The sequence below is a fragment of the Ureibacillus endophyticus genome, assembly GCF_024159215.1.
Classification (GTDB): Bacteria; Bacillota; Bacilli; order Bacillales_A; family Planococcaceae; genus Ureibacillus; species Ureibacillus endophyticus.
In genome coordinates, this window is sequence record NZ_JAMYWW010000001.1 from 2,213,645 (window position 1) to 2,233,118 (window position 19,474).

Annotated in this window: 17 protein-coding genes; all 17 read right to left on the reverse strand. The window is 33.7% G+C overall.

The features are described from left to right. Positions 1–40: 40 nt before the first annotated feature. The 17 genes from pstA to NKR20_RS10980 all read right to left on the reverse strand — a co-directional run bounded on the left by pstA (position 41) and on the right by NKR20_RS10980 (position 19,384). Complete coding sequence (pstA, locus tag NKR20_RS10900; protein WP_253426542.1) at positions 41–919, reverse strand: phosphate ABC transporter permease PstA; 879 nt, start codon at positions 917–919, stop codon at positions 41–43. A 4-nt stretch (positions 920–923) separates the two neighbouring features. Further along, on the reverse strand, positions 924–1,871 hold the full coding sequence (pstC, locus tag NKR20_RS10905; RefSeq protein WP_253426545.1) for a phosphate ABC transporter permease subunit PstC: 948 nt from the start codon (positions 1,869–1,871) through the stop codon (positions 924–926). Positions 1,872–1,984: 113 nt separating this feature from the next. Then, on the reverse strand, positions 1,985–2,953 hold the full coding sequence (locus NKR20_RS10910; protein ID WP_253426548.1) for a PstS family phosphate ABC transporter substrate-binding protein: 969 nt from the start codon (positions 2,951–2,953) through the stop codon (positions 1,985–1,987). A gap of 459 nt (positions 2,954–3,412) precedes the next feature. After that, positions 3,413–4,636 (reverse strand): IS110 family RNA-guided transposase, encoded by a 1,224-nt coding sequence (locus tag NKR20_RS10915; protein ID WP_121216054.1) that lies wholly within the window; start codon positions 4,634–4,636, stop codon positions 3,413–3,415. A gap of 251 nt (positions 4,637–4,887) precedes the next feature. Next, positions 4,888–7,101 (reverse strand): penicillin-binding transpeptidase domain-containing protein, encoded by a 2,214-nt coding sequence (locus tag NKR20_RS10920; RefSeq protein ID WP_253426551.1) that lies wholly within the window; start codon positions 7,099–7,101, stop codon positions 4,888–4,890. Between the two features lie 245 nt (positions 7,102–7,346). Next, a complete protein-coding gene (locus NKR20_RS10925; RefSeq protein WP_253426554.1) occupies positions 7,347–8,108 on the reverse strand; it encodes a hypothetical protein in 762 nt (253 codons plus the stop codon). After that, a complete protein-coding gene (locus NKR20_RS10930; RefSeq protein ID WP_253426557.1) occupies positions 8,101–8,640 on the reverse strand; it encodes an RNA polymerase sigma factor in 540 nt (179 codons plus the stop codon). The genes NKR20_RS10925 and NKR20_RS10930 overlap by 8 nt, the downstream gene beginning before the upstream one ends. Before the next feature lie 133 nt (positions 8,641–8,773). After that, positions 8,774–9,880, reverse strand: a complete 1,107-nt coding sequence (locus NKR20_RS10935; RefSeq protein WP_253426560.1) for an ABC transporter permease — start codon at positions 9,878–9,880, stop codon at positions 8,774–8,776. Further along, positions 9,877–11,133 (reverse strand): ABC transporter permease, encoded by a 1,257-nt coding sequence (locus tag NKR20_RS10940; protein ID WP_253426562.1) that lies wholly within the window; start codon positions 11,131–11,133, stop codon positions 9,877–9,879. Before NKR20_RS10940 ends, NKR20_RS10935 begins: the two co-directional genes overlap by 4 nt. Positions 11,134–11,144: 11 nt before the next feature. Then, the gene (locus NKR20_RS10945; RefSeq protein WP_121215700.1) at positions 11,145–12,077 is read right to left on the reverse strand and encodes an ABC transporter ATP-binding protein; all 933 of its coding nucleotides are present in this window, start codon (positions 12,075–12,077) and stop codon (positions 11,145–11,147) included. A 675-nt stretch (positions 12,078–12,752) separates the two neighbouring features. Then, on the reverse strand, positions 12,753–13,394 hold the full coding sequence (locus NKR20_RS10950; RefSeq protein WP_121215701.1) for a response regulator: 642 nt from the start codon (positions 13,392–13,394) through the stop codon (positions 12,753–12,755). Beyond that, the gene (locus tag NKR20_RS10955; RefSeq protein ID WP_253426564.1) at positions 13,391–14,350 is read right to left on the reverse strand and encodes a sensor histidine kinase; all 960 of its coding nucleotides are present in this window, start codon (positions 14,348–14,350) and stop codon (positions 13,391–13,393) included. The genes NKR20_RS10950 and NKR20_RS10955 overlap by 4 nt, the downstream gene beginning before the upstream one ends. Before the next feature lie 247 nt (positions 14,351–14,597). Then, positions 14,598–15,638: a beta-carotene 15,15'-monooxygenase gene (locus NKR20_RS10960; protein WP_253426567.1), complete on the reverse strand. Its 1,041-nt coding sequence runs from the start codon at positions 15,636–15,638 to the stop codon at positions 14,598–14,600. 121 nt (positions 15,639–15,759) lie between these two features. Next, the gene (locus NKR20_RS10965) at positions 15,760–16,359 is read right to left on the reverse strand and encodes a histidine phosphatase family protein (RefSeq protein ID WP_253426570.1); all 600 of its coding nucleotides are present in this window, start codon (positions 16,357–16,359) and stop codon (positions 15,760–15,762) included. Positions 16,360–16,544: 185 nt separating this feature from the next. Next, positions 16,545–17,483, reverse strand: coding sequence for a hypothetical protein (locus NKR20_RS10970; protein ID WP_253426573.1), 939 nt, complete (start codon positions 17,481–17,483; stop codon positions 16,545–16,547). 215 nt (positions 17,484–17,698) lie between these two features. After that, complete coding sequence (locus NKR20_RS10975; protein WP_121215706.1) at positions 17,699–17,929, reverse strand: hypothetical protein; 231 nt, start codon at positions 17,927–17,929, stop codon at positions 17,699–17,701. A 246-nt stretch (positions 17,930–18,175) separates the two neighbouring features. Continuing rightward, positions 18,176–19,384, reverse strand: coding sequence for a M48 family metallopeptidase (locus NKR20_RS10980; RefSeq protein ID WP_253428119.1), 1,209 nt, complete (start codon positions 19,382–19,384; stop codon positions 18,176–18,178). Between the last annotated feature and the right edge of the window lie 90 nt (positions 19,385–19,474).

Sequence of the window (19,474 nt, forward strand, 5' to 3'; positions counted from 1 at the left end):
ACTATTTTTTATCATAAGTTCTACCATTTATCACTCATCCTTAATATCGTTTTTGGAACTTATTGCGAATAAATATCGCAATCGAGTTCATTACTACAAGCAGCCCCATTAAAACAATGATTCCTGCAGCTGCAACAAACTGAAATTCCTCTTGAGGACGTTTTGCCCAATCATAAATTTGAAGTGGTAATGTAGTAAATTCACTTAATAGGCTGTCAGGTAAAAATTGCAAAATCACTGGAATCCCTAAAACTACGAGGGGAGCAGTTTCACCTACTGCACGAGATAAAGCTAAAATACTCCCTGTTAAAATTCCTGGAATTGCTGCAGGTAATACAACTCGAGTAATCGTTTGCCATTTCGTTGCTCCCATGCCATAAGAAGCTTCCCTCTGCTCTTTTGGAACAGCTCGAATCGCTTCTTGGGCAGCTACGATAATGACAGGTAAAATTAATAAACTCATCGTTAAACCTGCAGCTAAAATACTTTTTCCTAAAAATAACATTCGAGCAAAAATTGTTAACCCCAACAATCCAAATACAATAGAAGGTACACCTGCTAAGTTTGAAATATTCATTTGAATAAAATCTGTAAACTTATTTCTCTTTGCATATTCTTCTAAATAAATAGCTGTTCCAACACCTAAAATCATTGATACAGGTGCGATGACCAGCATTAAATAAATCGATCCGATTAATGCAGCCTTAATTCCAGCTTTTTCTGCAAATCGAGAACCAAAGTTATTGAAAAAATCCCAGTTTAAATAACTCATCCCTTGTGACAAAATTCGGATTAATAGAATGACTAAAGCAAATAAAGCTAAGCTTGTCGCGATAAAAAAGATTGCTTTCCAAAACTTATTCACCTTTAATCGAGACTTCATACGCTTCATTACTACAGTATCATCGATATATCTCATATTTTTAATACTCCTCCCTGAAGCGTTTTGAAATGTATTGGGCTAGTAAATTCATTAATAGAGTAAAGATAAATAGTGTAAAACCAACTGCATAGATTGAGTAGTAAATAGTTGTACCATAACCAGCATCTCCGGATGAAACTTGTACAATATACGCAGTCATCGTTTGAATTGAACCCGTAACATTGAACTCAAAATTTGGAGTTGCTCCACCAGCAAGGGAAACAATCATCGTCTCCCCTATTGCACGAGATACAGCTAAAACGACAGATGAAATAATTCCTGACAATGCAGCTGGTAATACAACTTTTAATGCAACTTCAAGCTTCGTAGCACCTATTGCTAATGCACCTTCACGAATAGAATTTGGAACAGAACTCATAGCGTCCTCGGATAATGATGCAATCATCGGTAAAATCATGATTCCAACGACAATACCTGGACTTAATGCATTGAATATTTTCAGCGACGGTATCAATTGTTGTAATAATGGCGTTACAAATGTTAAAGCAAAGAAACCATAGACAATGGTTGGCACACCAGCTAGAACCTCTAATATTGGCTTAATGATGCGACGTGTTTTATCTGATGCGTATTCACTTAAGTAAACAGCAGCCGCAATTCCAAGGGGTACAGCTACACATGCTGCAATGACAGATACTTTTAAAGTCCCTAATATTAATGGTAATACACCATATAAAGGCTCACTACCTGAGAAGGGTAACCATTCAGTACCGAATAAGTAGTCGGTAATTGATACTCTCTGAAAAAATTCAAAGGTTTCAAAAATAAGGGTAAAAATGATTCCGATTGTTGTTAAAACAGAAATAAATGCTGTGATTATTAAAATAAGGGGCATTAATTTTTCAATTATCTTTTTGCCTTTTTTATTTCGAGATTGAGCGATTAACTCTTGAACACTCTGCTTTTTCTCGATACCTTGAGAAGACATAATGTAAACTCCCTTCACCTATGTAAAGAACTAATCTCAAACTTTTATATAGAGATTAGTAAATGTTTGAGGTATCCTACTATAACCGTAGTGGATACCCCACACTTAAGAAATTATTTTAAACTTTCTAAAGTAGATAAGCCTTCATCGTATTTTTCATCTGGTAATTTTACATAACCAACTGCCTCTGCCATTTCACCAGCATGTTCTAATGTAAATTTCATAAAATCATAAAATGCTTCATTTTCTTTTAATGCACTATTCTTTGCATATACGAATAGTGGACGTGACAGTGGAGTATATTCTCCAGATTCAATTGTTTCGTTTGTTGGTGCAACACCGTTAACAGATACTGCAGTTAATTTATCTTGGTTTTCTAAGTAGTAAGCAAATCCGAAGAATCCAATTGCATTTTTATCAGAAGCAACACCTTGTACTAATACGTTGTCATCTTCAGATAAAGTGGCAGATTTTACTAAATCAGAACCATCTAAAATTACTTCATCAAAGTAATCATAAGTACCTGAGTCAGTACCTGGTGAATAGAAGACGATTTCTTCATCCGGCCAAGATGGATCGATATCTGACCATTTTTTCGTTGAGCCATTTTCAATCCAAAGTTGTTTTAACTGATCTACTGTTAATTCAGTAGCCCAATCATTTTCTGGGTTAACAACTACTGTTAAACCGTCGAATGCAACTTGAAATTCTGTATAGTCAATTCCCGCTTTTTCTAATTCAGCTTTTTCTTCATCTTTTATTGGACGTGATGCATTTGAGAAGTCAGTTTCCCCAGCGATGAATTTTTCAAAACCACCACCCGTACCCGATACACCTACAGATACTTTGACATCTGGTTGTACTGCGCCATATTCTTCAACAAGACCTTCAGTAATTGGTGCAACAGTTGACGAGCCGTCGCCTGAAACTGAACCCGTTAATTGTGCATCGCCAGAATCTGCAGTTTCTACTGTATCATTACCAGTTGTTGTATCTTCCGTTTCTGTATCAGAACCACATGCTCCTAATAGTAATGCTGATCCTAGTACGGCAGTCACCGTTAAGTACTTCCACTTTTTCATCTCTTATTTCCTCCATCAGTTCATAGTAAGTTTGTCTTACAGGTAAAACTATAATGGTAGATTGTTGATTTCATATAAATCAATGGTAAAGAGATTGTAAATAGATGGTGAACTTTGTAAATCTTTTTAGCATAAAAAAAGGAGGTGTCCAAAAAGTAATAATTTTTTGGACACCTCTATTCTTTCTTGATAAATATCTCTTATGAATTATTGCTCCTGCGGTAGTCGAAATAAATTCCCACTATCCTCGTCGCAAAGGAGTTGTCTCAAAATGACTTTTCAGACAACTCCTTCTTACGATTAGTCAAGTATATTTAAGTTATTTCTTTTATTTTAATGAATTAGTTTTAGAAGGGAGGGGTACCCCTCCCTTCTAAAACTAATTTTTTCATGCCGAAAAAACCTAACGATTTTTATTTTTTTCGAAAGGTCTATATGATATAGTTGTATTACGTTTTATTACGATTTCTGAGCTGGTAGTGCGGACTCATAATCGTATAGGATTCCTCGTGTTAATAACTGAAAGGTCACTTTCAAAAATTTATTAACACAAGCTATCATCGCAACCTTATGAGGCTTTCTCTGAGGTTGCTTTTTTAATTTATAATAGTAATCCGCAAAATGATTGGGTTTTTCTTTTAACATAAGCATCCCTTGTATCATGAAATATAAAATTTTTCGCAAATGTTTATTCCCACGCTTATTGATTCGGTCCCGATATTGTGTGTTGCCAGATTGATAACGCATAATATCAATTCCTGCGTATGCATTTAATTGTTTCGCATTTTTAAAACGGCGAATATCACCGATTTCACCTATCAGACGACAAGCGGTTGAATCGCCCACACCAGGAATAGAACGTAATACAAGATATTCTTGACGTTCTTTTGATAACGTCTTCATCTGTTGGACAAGCGCTTCTTTTTTATCTTTCAATTCTGCAATCCGTATGGCGTAATCCTTTACTTGATCACATCGAACATCTGTCGGTTTAATGGCTGGATAACTATTTTGCGCTGCTTCGATTAGCTCAATTGCTTTTTTCTCTGCACGAGTAAGTGAAAGGTTCTTTTTTGTATTTGCCTTTAAATGATTTTTAATTACTGTTTTTGAATGGGCTAATACAAGTGCTGGATGTGGATACAGCTGCACGATATTTAAGAATAAAGCAGAACTTGGTGTAATGAGTTTTTCAAGCTCTGGGAAGCTCATATGCAAAATCGCATGCATCCGACTTTTAAGTAAAATTATTTCTTCATCCACTTCATCGTAATAACGTGTGAGAGCTCGCATCTGTTCATAATAATCCTCTTGAACGTATGTCGTTTCACGCTCCATTTTAAAGTGTGTTTTCGCTAATTCGTGTGCATCACTTACATCCGTCTTATGACGTCGCATTTTTGCCATTTGTAGGTTCGCTTCAAGCGGGTTCATCCGACTATATGTATAACCATGATTTTTTAAAAATGCTTCTACCGATTTCGAATAGACACCAGTTGCTTCAAAGACAATTTCAGGTGCTTGTCCATCAAACTTCGTTATTTCTTCAATACGATTATGTAATCGTTCAAAATCAACTCGGGTATGATTTAGTTCACCTTCATATTCACATTGTCGATATTGATTATACATAACTACCGAACTTTTCCCTTTACTCACATCTAACGCAATGACATGATTCATCATTCTATTCTCCTTTTTAGCCAATCATAGAAGTCCTCACATTGCCTTATCGATTCCACTTTCTTATACACGATCTCTTGGACCCAACATACTAAACTGATTCATATAAGGATGTGAAGTTAGCCGGTTTTTTTTACGGACTCTCATACGTCCCTGGAGCTGTTCGACTTTCCTTCACTTCTACTATAAAAAAATAGTAGCACAAACCATGGCCTTGGTTTGTACTACTAATGTTAGTATGTTTTTTTACTTTATTCATTTACTTTTTGTTCTTCTGTATCTTCATCAATTTTATCATCTGTTGTTGGTGGTAAAATTTGTTGTTTTACAGAACTTGATGTAATTCCATCTTTTTCATATTTTTGTTTAAGATTAAAATATACATCTAATATTTCTCGAGCGATTTGGTTACCTTGACCTAAGTGAACATTGAAGTTCGTTGTCGCCCATGGAATTAATACCGCATAAGCAACTTCAGGATTCTCCATCGGTGCAAAACCAACATGGGCAAGGTTTACAGTAAATGTTCCATAATCTTCACGTAATGGTCCATAGTAAACAACTTCCGCTGTTCCGGTTTTCCCTGCTGCAGTATAAGGAGTATCGTGAAATGCTGCATAGGAAGAACCTTGTGGACCTACATAAACTTGTCGAAGTCCTTTTTTTACATGGTCAATTTCATCCGTACTATTTGAAATACGATTTAAGATTTTCGGAGTCACTTCTTCTACAACAGGACCTAAAGTTTCCCCATCTTCAGAAGGATTGCGAATTTCCTTTAACAACCTTGGTTGAATACGATATCCACCATTGGCAATTGTTGAAATATACTGTGCCAATTGCATTGGTGTATACGTATCAAACTGACCAATTGCCAAGTTTAAAATTTTCCCGGTATCCGTTAATTCACCTTTTACCCCCGATGTTTCATTTGGTAAGTCAATCCCTGTATTAACACCTAGTCCAAACTGTGCATAGCCATTACGCATTGTTTGAAGTGTATCATCTTTTATTCTAAATACCATGTTCGGCGTGTAATTTGTTCCTGCAATACGCATGGCTGTTTGGAACATATAAGAGTTGGATGATCGTTCTAAAGCTTTTAGATCATTCATTGCAATTGCACCGTTACGGTTAAAGATAGAACTTTTTGGTTTCGTTCCGTACAATCGGATTGGTTGGTCAATTAATACAGTACCCGGCTCAATAGCATTTTGTGAGTAACCCATTAATACTGTAGCAGCTTTTACAGTTGAACCTACCTCGTATGCTGTTGTAAACGTTCCATAAGAATAATCCACAACATAAGATTTGCCCGTTTCCGGATCTTTTTCTATTTTCTTCCCAACCATTGAGAGGATTTCACCAGTATTCGGATTCATCATTATAAAGAAGGCACGATCCAGTAATTTTGATTGGCCCAAAGATTTTAATTCTAGTAACTTCTTCTCAACGATTTTTTCGGCTTCAGTTTGAAGTTCGATATCGAGAGTTGAAACTAAATCTTTGCCTGGCTCACCTGGGAATGTCGTTACCGTATTAATAACTTCACCTTTGTTATTCGTTATATTTTTTACAACAGATTTTTGTCCTTGTAGTAACTCTTCATATTGTGCTTCAAAATAACTTTCTCCAACTCGGTCATTCCGAGAATAGTCTCTTGCTAAATAATAATTTAATTTTGCTTTCGGAATCCCTTTACTTGGAACCGTAGTTCTTCCAAGTATAGCAACGGATGAAAGTTTTACTCGCTTCCAATCTGTAGTAGTGTTCACTCCAGGTAAATCAGGGAGTCTTTCTGAAACACGAGCGAATTCTGCATCTGTAACATTTTCATTTTTAATAATTTGAGGAGAAAGATAATAACCAGATGCCATTTCTCGGTAAATTGCTAATACTTCTAATTCAAACGGTGTGAATTCATTTAACTCTTCCTCAGTAATTCTTTCACGTACTAATCGATCAATTTCTTGTTGGACCTGTTTGTCATCTAATTCCTCATTAGCACGTAATTTTAACTCTTCTTCCTTGGATACTTTTGCATAAGCAACATCTTTATTTTTTAATATCCAAAAATCTTGTCGGTCTCGTAATGTAATACGATCAGTTGGTTGTTCAATTAACATTGCTAATTGTTCTGCAATATCAATCATTTCTTCTGTCGTAGTAGTTTGCATTTTCGTATATGTAATTGCATTTTCAGGGTCATTATCCACTAATATTCTTCCATAACGATCATAAATACGCCCACGAGGTACACTCGTATTTACTGCAATTTCTTCAGTTCTTTCAATCGCACGAACATAATCTTCACCTTTTACAATTTGCAGATAACCTAGGCGGAAAATAAGTGCAGAAAATAATAGAAAGATTGAAAAGAAAAGGATATTCATACGAAACGAAAGACTAGCTCGATATTTTGCTTTTACACTTGAAGCACGATTATTTTTAGGCTTTTTCCGCATCTATTATTCCCCTTTCTTAAAGTTTAGCATTCTTCATTTTACAAAATACATACATTCTAGTATAACATTTTAACACGTTACAAAAAAGCATCTTTCTGGAGGAAATCTATCACATCTTGTGACGAAAAAATGGAAAAAGAGTTGCTCAATTTTAAAAAAATTTATTAAGCGTTTTGAGAAAATTATTTCCTAAGAAATCACACAATAGTATAATAGAATCCCCCCAAAAAGAATATCCCGTAACACTATTTAACTAATATTTCAATTTCATTTGTATCTAAAGATAATCGTTCACGCAGTTCTTCGGAAATTTTTAATGATATTTTTGAGCCACTTTGCATGTTTGTAAATTTATATCCTTGAGCAGTAACATTTGCTCCATCTGCATAAATGACTTCCCCATTATCTGGTTCAACTTTTTCAATATGAGAGAAATAATCTCCACTAATCATCCCTTTTTGATACCATTCATCGGATAAAACGTTGTAATGTGGTGTCATCCAAAATGTTAACATTACATCAACTTCTCCAGGCTCTACTTCCATTTTCCCATTTGAGGTGAGGGGAGTTTGATTAACAGAAAGTTCATATCTGAAATGACTCTTTGCAAGATTTAACATTTCTTCATCAGATAAACTTGGTAATATTTGTGCAATCACTTCATGATAATATTCCCTTTCATCTTCAAAAGTACTTACCTGAAATTCTAACTCTGCAATTTTATCATTTTCACTACTAATCCCTTCTAGATTGTCATTCGTAGGAAGTTCTTCTTCAGTGTTGGCTAAATTTTGATTTTGCGATGAATTAGATAGTATAGTTGAAATCCAAACTCCTGTACCTAATAATAAGCATATTGTTACTACTATCGGCATCAATGATGTTCTTCTTTTCTTCTGAGGAGGGTTTGTAATTTTACTTAAAATTCTCTTTTTTGTTCCTTGATCATACACTTGGTTCTCTGTAAAAATATATTGGATACTTTTCTTAATCTGATTTTCACTCATCTAGTTTCCCTCCTAATCGCTCTTTTAATATATTTCTTGCACGACTAAGTCTTGTTTTTACAGTATTGATTGAGCAATCAAGGATAGTTGCAATTTCTTCTATTTTTAATTCTTTAAAATAAAATAATACGACTACCTCACGATATTTTGGTTTTAACTTTAATACTTCATTACCTATAACTGCCCGTTCATCTTCAATTACGAGAAACTCATCCATGGACTTATGCACACCAAATAAATTTGAAAATTTATTTGTTAGAAAATGATTGCGGTACGACCAACTTCTTAAATAATCATAGCTTCGATTAATCGTCATTTTATATAAATATGTTTTATAAGATGAATCTCCGCGAAATTGAGATTTCTTTTCGAATGCTTTAATAAATACATCCTGCACAATATCTTCAGCCATCTGTTTATTTTTCACATATGAATATGCCACTTGTATTAAACTTTCCGCATAAGTCTCAACAAGTTCTTCAAACAGTTCTGAAGCATTGTCCTCGTCAGATAATAAATCTGTTGCAAACACAGCAGTACACCTCCAAATTTTTCTACACACCTTAGACGGAGCTAGCTTATGAACAGTTTCAAAATTTTATATACACTGTTAAATTTTACATAAAAAATTTTAACGCGGCTTACATTAGTAAGCCGCGCATTCATTAAGATTGCCCCTTTTTTTCCAAGATGTTAATACCAATCCCCATTAAAACGACAGACATGAAAAGAAGTATTCCAAGTGGTTGAGCAAGTTCTGCTATTGAGCCACTGTAAATAGTTACTCCATTTAATATTTCCATTCCATACGTAATAGGTGAAATATAAGATAATGCTAAGATTATTTTTGAAGTGACGATATCGATTGGCCAATATGCACCGCCAAGCATAGCGAACGGAACTGCTATTACAGCAATAATTGCATTAAATTTCCCCGGTGTATTTACGATAGATGCAACGAAAATAGCCAATGCCACAATACATAACAAATACGGTATTATAGCGATTAATGTTTTTAAAAATCCACCGTAAAAATCAACACCAACTCCAAAATGAAAAATACTCAAGACAAGTATTACTTGTAAATAGCCTAATAAAAAACTATATATCAGATTCGCAGTATATATTTGGGTTTTCCCAATAGAAGAAACTATTAATCTTGACCAAATATAATTTCTTCTTTCCATCACAATATGATTTACTCCGTTAGCAATTGTATAAATTACCATAAAAAGAGTAAATCCAAATAAGCTATGAAGTTTGGCATCGTAAATAAAATCCCCATCGTTTGAGAAATTTGCATACTCAACAATAAAACTAGGGTTATTATTTGCATCTTCTAAAATGGATTGTACATTCCCTTGTTGTTCAACCGGATAAGTATTCAAAATTGTTTCATTTTGCATTACTTCTCGATAAATTGTAGAAATTTCACTTTGAAATAACGGTGCATTTAAAAAATTAGGCGAAGTAATTAAATCAAATCTATTTGACTGTAAATGTACTGCTAGTTCTACATCCCCTTCTTCAACTAACTTTAGGGCTTCCTCCTCATCATAAAGAGTGTAATCAACATCGGGCATTTTTTTTAATTCTAGAAGCAATGTCTCTGTTAATTTTTCATCCAAACTTGAATAGACAGCAATTGGTAATTTTGATTGTTGACCCAAACCTAATATATATGCAAATAAACAGATGATTACTGTTATAACAATAAAGCTTACCGGTTCTCTTTTTAATAAAATAAACTTTGTTTTTAATATATCCATCATGCGATACCACCTCTTTTTGGGAAGAGCAGGAATGCCAAAACAATTAAAATAATCATTAAGATAGATAAATTCGTAAGGTTAGGTAATAAATCCGAAAACGATGCTTGTTGAGTTAACTTTAAATAACCGTCTAAAGCTGCACCATTCGGAGTCAATAATCCAATTTTCGCCATACCAGGAGCTATACTACTTATATTAAAGAAACTACCCCCTAGTAATGCGAAAATGGATACAAATGCATTTGAAAATACATTTGAAGCACTAGCTGAATTATTTCGATAATTTAATGAAGATAGTACTGCTGCGATTCCCCCTACTACGATTGCCAAAAAGAACGTTAATAACAGATACAATCCTAGTTGATTGAAATTAATATTGAAGGCAAAATAGCTGAAAGTAAATAAAATTAACATTTGAACCATAGCAAAAATGACAGTAGATATGATAATACTAAATAAGTAAGTTATTGGGCGAATCCTCGCAAGTATCATGCGATCAAAAATATGGGAATCCTTTTCTAAAAACGCTTGACTTGCAATTGTCCCAGCCGTAAATAAAATAAACATAACAGCCATACTAAATGTGTAATAAATTTTAGACGTAATTTCACCTTTCGACTGGATTGTATTAATTGTTGATGTTATTTCAGGAGATGGTACAATCATTCCTTCTAACAGTAATCCATTTTCATTTAAAACTTTATTCAGTGTATATTGATGTTGAAAATCATTTATTAATGTTTGGACAATCGTTGAATTAATTTGTTTACTTTCATTTAAATAAACAGAAAATGATGGCTTTTCACCATTTAAAAATTGATAGGTTAAAAAATCATAAGTAAAATTTTCTGGAATTTCAATGATTGCTGAAAATTCTCCATTATTCCGCGTTCTTTCAATATCCTTCTCATTAACTTTTGTAATATGAACAAATTCCTTCAATTCATCATTCTCCATAATTTGTTCTTCTAGTAACTTAACTGGAACCATCCCTGCAATTTGCCCTCTTAGTTCATCTGCGATTGGGAAGGTATCATTAGCCTTTTGAAAAAATGCTTCTATTTCCTCTTCTTCATTCCCATGTTGAACAAGAGCAATTTCTACATTTGTTATTTCTAAATCACCATTCATAATAGACCCTAGAGCAAAACTTAAAATAAGAATTAACCCGATAGGCATGGCAAGCAAAATTAATAATTCAGAAGGACTTCTTAACAATAATTTAATTTGTTTTTGAATAAGTGCTAAGAACATGTTTCCCCCTCCTAATTGCGTAAAGCACGGCCCGTTAAATGTAAAAAAACATCTTCTAATGTTGGCTCTTCCATTTGAAAACTTTTTAACAGGACATTATGACGTTCACATAACGAAAGTAAGTTTGGTAAAAAATTTACTCCCTTGGCAATTGTAAAATTAATTTTGTCTTCGTCCGCTTTAATATTAGTAAGAATTGGTTGATTGAATAGCTCATTCATAAAGGCGTTTGAATTATTATTAACTTTTACAACAACGGTATTTTCAGATGAAAGAATTGCTTTTATTTCGTCTTTTGAACCAGATGCAATAATCCGCCCTTGGTCCATAATGTAAATACGATTACAAAGATACTCGACTTCTTCCATATAGTGACTCGTATAAATAATGGCTGTATTTGACTGTTCATTTAATTTTTTTACAGTTTCAAGGATATGGTTACGTGATTGGGGATCAATTCCTACTGTCGGTTCATCCATAATTAAATATTGTGGTTCATGCAAAAGAGCAACTCCAATGTTTAAACGCCTCTTCATTCCCCCAGAATAATGTTTTACAAGCTTTTTCGTTTCATTTTCTAATCCAATTTGTTCAAGAACAATTTCAACTCGTTCGTTCAATTGTTTTTTAGGTATTTTATATAAGTTTCCAAAGAAAAATAAATTTTCTTTCGCCGTAAGATCCCCGTATAAAGCGATTTCCTGAGGAACAACCCCTAAAACTTTTCGTAAAAGATTCTGGTCCTTTAATACACTTTTTTGATGAAGCAATACATCACCCTCTGTAGGCGGTATTAGCGTTGACAACATTGCTATCGTTGTTGATTTCCCTGCTCCATTTGGTCCAAGCATTCCGACAATTTCACCCGGCTCAATATAAAAATTAATATGGTCAACAGCAACACCACTCTTAAAGCTCTTCGTTAAATTCACAGCTTCAATCATACGATCCCTTCCTTTCAACTATACTTTACCAACTTTACAAACTCTTTCTAAGTAGCTAACGTCATTAAATAAAATGACTCTGGTCATTAGAAAAGCGTAAGCGGCTCGCTTAGGCTCGACACGCGCTGGAAACTCTGACAAGAAGGCGCTTTTTGCCTTCGCAGAAAGAGTTGAAGCGTCGCGAGAGCCTAGCCGCTGTAGCTAGACAACTAGAAAAGCGCAGGCGGCTGGACCAGCTGCGAAAAAAACTGGAGTCTCCCGACAAGCAGCCCACTGCGTAGGAGGGAGTTGAAGTTTTCGAGCAGCTAGCCGCCAGAGCTAGACATTAGAAATGCGTAAGCGGCTCGCTTAGGCTCGTCACGCGCTGGAAACTCTGACAAGAAGGCGCTTTTTGCCTTCGCAGGAAGAGTTGAAGCGTCGCGAGGGCCTAGCCGCTGTAGCTAGACAACTAGAAAAGCGGAGGCGGCTGGACCAGCTGCGAAAAAAACTGGAGACTCCCGACAAGCAGCCCACTGCGTAGGAGGGAGTTGAAGTTTTCGAGCAGCTAGCCGCCGCAGCTAGACAATCAGAAAAGCGAAGTTATCCCGCCCAACTCCAGTAACAACTTAAACAAATGAAAACAAAAAACCCGGTGAAAGTATTCTGTTTAACCAGAATCTTACCTGTACCGGGTATTTAAACAAGATTATGTTTCACTGCATAAATAGCTAATTGTGTTCGATCTCGTAAATCTAGTTGTTGCAAAATGTTTGTAATATGATTTTTTACCGTTCCAACCGATAAATAAAGAGTTGAAGCAATTTCCTTATTTGTCTTTCCTTCTCCTATCAACTTCACAATCTCTAATTCGCGCTTAGTAAGATTTATTGAGATTTCTGTTTGTTGTGGGACTTGTCGCTGTAAAAGCTTCGGCATTAATTTCGCTGCAACATCTTCTTGTAACACAAGCCCCCCATTTAACACACTATGAATAGAAGAAAGTAATTTTTCCGGCTCAGATGACTTAAGTAAAAAACCATTCGCTCCGTCTTTTAATGTCTCATATGCATATTCTTCATCGTCAAATGTAGTTAAAATAATAATTTTTACTTCCGGGTATTGCTCTCGAATCCGCTTTGTTGCTTCGATCCCATTCATTTCGGGCATTCGTACATCCATTAAAATGAGGTCGACTTGAAAACTTTCAAGTACTTTGAGTGCCTCATGACCATTACTTGCTTCTGCTACTATTTGAAAATGTTCGTCTTGTTCAACAATCATTTTCAGTCCATTTCGAACAATTGTCTGATCCTCTACTAGTAATATACGAAATGTCATTTTAACCCCTCCCCAAACGTTTTTAATGGAAATGTTCCCCTTACTATAAAATTCTTTTCATCTCTCAATACTCGTAGTTGTCCATTTATTTCTTGAAGTCTGCCTTCCATATTAGTTAATCCAAAACCTTTAATCAGTGGTAAGTTAGAAACATGTTTATTTTTCACTTCAAAAAGTAGTTGCTGCAATGAATCAACTGTTAGTGTTACTTCTACCTCTTTGGAATGACTATGCTTCATCGCATTCGTTAAACATTCTTGTAATACTCTATACAGCACTATACTTTGTTCATTGGAAATAGGTATGGAGAGAACCCCTTTTTCAATAGTAAAACGAATATGTAGATGACTTTCCATTTCTAGTTTTCTAATTAATTGAATAACAGATTGTATTCCTGTCGCTTCTGTAGATTTTAATTGCCGAACAGCAAATCGGGTTTCTTCTAAGCTTTCTCTTGCTAATTGTTTGAGTTCCGATAAACTCTCCGAATTATTTTGAATAGACAGCATTTCAAGTTGCATTAATAAGGATGTCAGTTTATGACCAACAGAATCATGCATATCCCTCGCAATCTTTGTTCTTTCCTCCGCGCGTACCAATTCCTCCTGCTCAACCGAATCCCTTTTTATTTTTCGAAATTGCGAAAGTAATTGTTCGTACAATGTATTTTTTAGCTCAACTTCTGATAAATATCTATGAAGGAAATCGCAACAAACAATAATTGATATCATTAGTAAAAAACTATAAAGCGATATCATTTTTAATAAAGTAAGAATGAAACACAATGTGAAAACTATTGTAATAAAGAATATAAATCCTCGTTCCTTTAAACGAAAGGAACTGTCAATTGAAATAAATGCAAGAAATGGTAAGATAAAGGTCGAATCCTCTGAAATGAAAACAGTTAATGTAATCAATGCGATAATGAATAAATAGTTTGCTACTGGAAATTTCATTAGAGGCATGATGAAATATAATAACATGACACCAGTTATTAAAAAGAGTGTTAAGGTGAAATGACTTTTTTGAGCGCTAGTATGAAGTATAATTAATCCAGTACTGATTATTAAGCAACAAATTCGTAAAAGAAATGATTTCAACTTTCTCACCTCAAAGATAAAAAACCATTAATTTTATTATTATATGGCAAATTTTCCTATAAATGAAATAAAAAAAGAGGAAGAGCTTCTCCCCCTTAAACAGTTACGATTTATATTTATTATAAGCATCAATAAAACGTTGAAGATCATCAAATTTAATCGCAACTTTTTCATAGGATTTTTTTAATCCTAACGCTAAAGTAGCTTCAGTAGGTCGCTTTAACTTTAATATTACATTTGGTGTGACTTCATCAAAATCTTTCGCTAAAAAATCAATTGTATCCTTCGTTAGCTTTTGTTTTAATTCTTCCTGTTCTGTAATTACTTCATGTATGTCTGCCCAGCTTATTTCTATACGTTTCATTAAACCAAGAGAAATATACATTTTTTCCTTCGTAAATAAAACAGGATTTAATTGGACTACCCGAATATCCGCTAAGAAGAAAATAACTGTGTAAATATTTAACACTAATAAAATAATAGAAAGAATCATGGATTTTTCATGGATGAACCAATGAATACCAAGTGTTTCAATAACCACCGCATGGATAAGCATTACTTGAAAAGCAATATAACTTGAATTTTTGTGTAACGTTACAGTATTTTCATTTAAAGTTGGTTTCTTTCTCCAACTAGCTAATGCATAATAAAACATTAGCATTTCGGAACATACGATATGGATTAATTGATGCTTTTGTACATACCGGTCAACTGCATTAGTAAAAGAAAATAAGATTGGTAAGCTGCTATTTTTCGTATCTTTAATGATCTTTGGTAAATAGCGAACTAATGTTACAAGTAATAATAATTCTATCGCTAGTAATCCTAGTTCAACCGCAATTCCAACCCATGTAATCGCTACATATGGTTTTAAAAATTCAATAGGGATTAAAATTCTTGATAAGACTAATCCGCTAGCACTTAGTAGTAAAAATAGTTTAATACTCTTTTCTCTTTTCCAAGCTAACACTAAAATTGGTGCAACAATTACTAAATCAATTAATGATTCTAAAGCTACACTACTTGGTCCAGTTTCGAGAATACTTTTTCCAAAATCAGTACGATATAACGTTAAGTTACTACAAAGAACTAATAATAATAAAGCTAGCCAGAGATTTTGCCTTTTCTGTACACTCACTTTCATGGTGAACACTCCTTGAGTATCATCTTACCTTAATTATAAACCAGCTAAATATCAGGAAACAATTTACAGTAATTCGAACGAAAAAGACCATAAGTGAATGATTTCTTATAAATATAAAGGCTTAATATTTGACATATTCTTCATTGTATTTTTCCTTTAAATGACATACTTGATTATAATTATCTACCTTCCAGCATCCATCTTCAAATCGTATATTACTTAAACTGCCATTCGTTAATTTTGTTTTTCCAAGTCCAATTTGACCGTTTGAAAGAGTCGATAAAATTATTTTAATCACTCCTCCATGTGCAACTACTATGATTTTCTGATTTGTATAGGTTTGATGTAATTTATTTAGTCCATATAGGGTACGTTCCTTCACTTGTTCTAAACTTTCTTGGTTCGGACATGTTAAATCGGGATATAATGAAGCTCTTTGTTCTAAAGTTAATCCTTCAATATCTCCATAATTTCTTTCAATAAACTCATTCATTATATGTATATTCAAATTTAAGTGTTCATTAATAATTTCTGCTGTTTGTCTAGCTCGTTGCAGAGGACTTGAAACTAACACATCCCACTCTGTATTAGTAAAATACGTTTTACATTCATGAGCTTGTTTTATTCCAATAGTATTTAAAGGAATATCTGCTCTTCCCTGTATTTTCCTAAGGGTATTCCATTCTGTTTCACCATGGCGTACAAAGCAAATTAAGGTCATTTCTTATCCTCCCTTTTGTATTTCAGTTGATTCTTATCATTGTATATTAACACAGAATATTATTAATGATTCATTTTTTGATTCAATTTAGCCAAATCAACGTACTTTAACAATCTATGATTACTAAAGTAAAATAGAATTGTTTTTGATATGAAAAAACGACGAGATTAACTCGCCGTTTTTGATTAAATATACGATTCTTTTACCAATTTGAAGTTTGGGTGAAAAGCGAACTTCAGGTTATGTAAATATAATTCTTTCAGGTCGTGCTGCAGAACTGCTTCTTGTTGTTCATTTTCTTTTTGTTGGTTTTCTTGTATTTCTTCTATTAAGCTGATGGAATCCGATTCAATATTACTTTTAGCTACCAGGTTTTCAAGTACCTCTGATTGATTTTGAGTAACATTAGATTCCGAAAATTCATTTTCAATTGAATTAGCTTGTATTATGTTCTCTTCACTACTTGCAACAACGGTTGATGAATTCGTAATTGATTCTTTCGGAAGCTCTTCGGAAATTAACGATGCAACATGTTCTTTTAATTCTTTGTTTTCTGCAAAGTAAGCATTATCATACCACATATTTTGATCAAACTTTCCTTGAGTGGCTACAAGTTGTGAATTATATTTGCTGTCAAAGAAAGTTTTATCCGCCATTGCAACACCATATTGCTCCGCAAGATCCTCTCGATGATTCAACCCTACGACATATGGAACAATACCAGGAGCATTATTAAATTTATCAATCATCTGTTGTAAATTATTTTCCCAAATTGCCGCTAACTCTTTATCTCCATCTACTTTGGCATTATGTACTGCATTCATATTCGCCTCAATTAACGAACTATAATACATTTTGTTCGGTACATATTGCCCATCTACCTGTTCATACCAAGCAGGATGTTGTTTTGCTTCAAACGCATAATAATTTGACCAATCATTCGTTTCAATTGCTTCGTTTATTAAATTATTACGAGAATTATTAACATCGTGAAGTGGATTAATTTTTCTAGCTTCATCACCGAATACTTTTTTGAATGAAGTCGTACCATTATTATTTTTTTCACTCGTTGTAATACCAAAATCCTGATTACCATTTATTTGTTGAGTGGCGAAAATATTCATCTTTCCCCTCCTTTTACCATATCCATTTAAATTTAGCATATATCATCATTCATTAATATAGCCTCATAGATTCAAAAAAGTACCCCCTATAATAATCTTCCTATTAACTAATTGATATTTCCTCAATCCTCACATGCTTATTTCTACTAAATCTTATTAATTTTTCTTTAAAAAGAGAAAGCTAGCAATACAATATAGTAATGCTAGCTCCTAAACTAAAGTTCTTTTTTCTTCATATTATATGCCAAAATGAACGGGACAATAGGTAATAGAGCGAAGGCGATAAATAACTTATCAACCATTGCAAAATAGAGCATTGGAAGCAGGAATGCAAACCCACTAACAACTAGCGATTGCCATGATTTTTTCCATAATCCGTGGATTAAAAGGAGTAGTGACAATATTACAAGGGACCAGAATGTTAATGCGACTAAGAAGAAATCCATTTTGCTCACCACCTATCTATTGATATGTATCCACAATATGTCAATAGGTAAATTTTCTCTTTTTCTTTTCACTTTATTATATTCTTACTCTTTAGCTTTTGTTCGGATTTTCCATTTAGATCCAGAATATTTTATTTAGACTTTCATACAGATTTACATTTTTTGTGAATTATTCTCTTGTCTACTTTTAAAATTGTTTGGGAAAACAAAAAAAATGCCCAACCAATCATAGTCAGGCATTTTTTATTATTTTTCTTTTTTCGTATATTCAGCTACAGTATTGATTCTTTCAAGCATAGGTGGATGCGTATAACGGAAAATCTTCACAATAAATGGAGGATTTACCTCGCTTAAACCTGTCTTGGCAAGATTTTGGAAGCTACTAACTGCTGCTTCGGGATTTTTTGTTAGTTCCATCGCATATTCGTCAGCACGACTTTCTTGGTAACGTGATACAAAATTCGAAACTGGATTAGACAAGAATAACATTAATGAAATTAGAAGTAAAAATAATGGTAACGAGTTAATATCTTTCATTTCTTTTATTTTTAGAACTTGTCCGAAACGATCAATAAGCCAAGGCATGATTTTTGAAATTAACCATAAACCAACGAGTGTGGATAAAATATAAGCAGCCATTCCAATGTAAATATGCTTCTGAACATAATGTCCCATCTCATGGGCCATAATGAACAAGATTTCACTTTCTGATAATTGGTTAAGAGTTGTATCCCAAAGTACAATTCTTGAATTATCACCAATTCCCGTTACATAAGCATTCATTGCATTGGTTTTTTCCGCCATATTTACTTCAAAAACATGTTCAGAAGGGATATTTGCTTGATCAGCTAAATCTAATATTTTTTCTTCTAATGCTTTATCTTTTAATGGATAAAACTCATTATAAAGTGGATCAATAATTACCGGTTGTATATACATCATAAAAATGGCAAATGGTATTGTGAGTAACCACGCATACAGCCACCATCTTTTTTTACTTATGTGGAGCAGCCAGTATAAAACGATGACAATAATTAAAGTTGTAATAAACCCAACCCAAAAATCAATGACATAATCACGCATCCAAGAAGAAAAATCTTGTGTACTGATGCCATACTTTTTACTTAAATTATACCGGTATAGATCAACTGGGTAAAAAAGAATGGCGGTAAAAAGATATAGGAAGAATAAATACGCTCCGTTTTTAATGACTTTCCATTTAAGCCCTAATTCAGACCATTTTTCGAACACACGGGATAGACCTGTCCCTAAAATAAATAAATATACGAGCCATTCTAGAGGAGTTAAAATAAAGAAAATAAAATTCTTTACTTTTGAATATTCTTCACTTAGGAGTAATTCACGCTCTGTCATAAATGTTGCTGGATCGGCTACTGTCCCTTTTAATACTTCTGGTATTCCATTTGAGCTCCAATGAAAAATATAAAAATACATCAATGCAGCATAAATTATAAACAGAACAATTGCAGATATTCCCCATTTTTTCAATTTTCACACCTCAATTCAATTCCTATATTCTAGTTT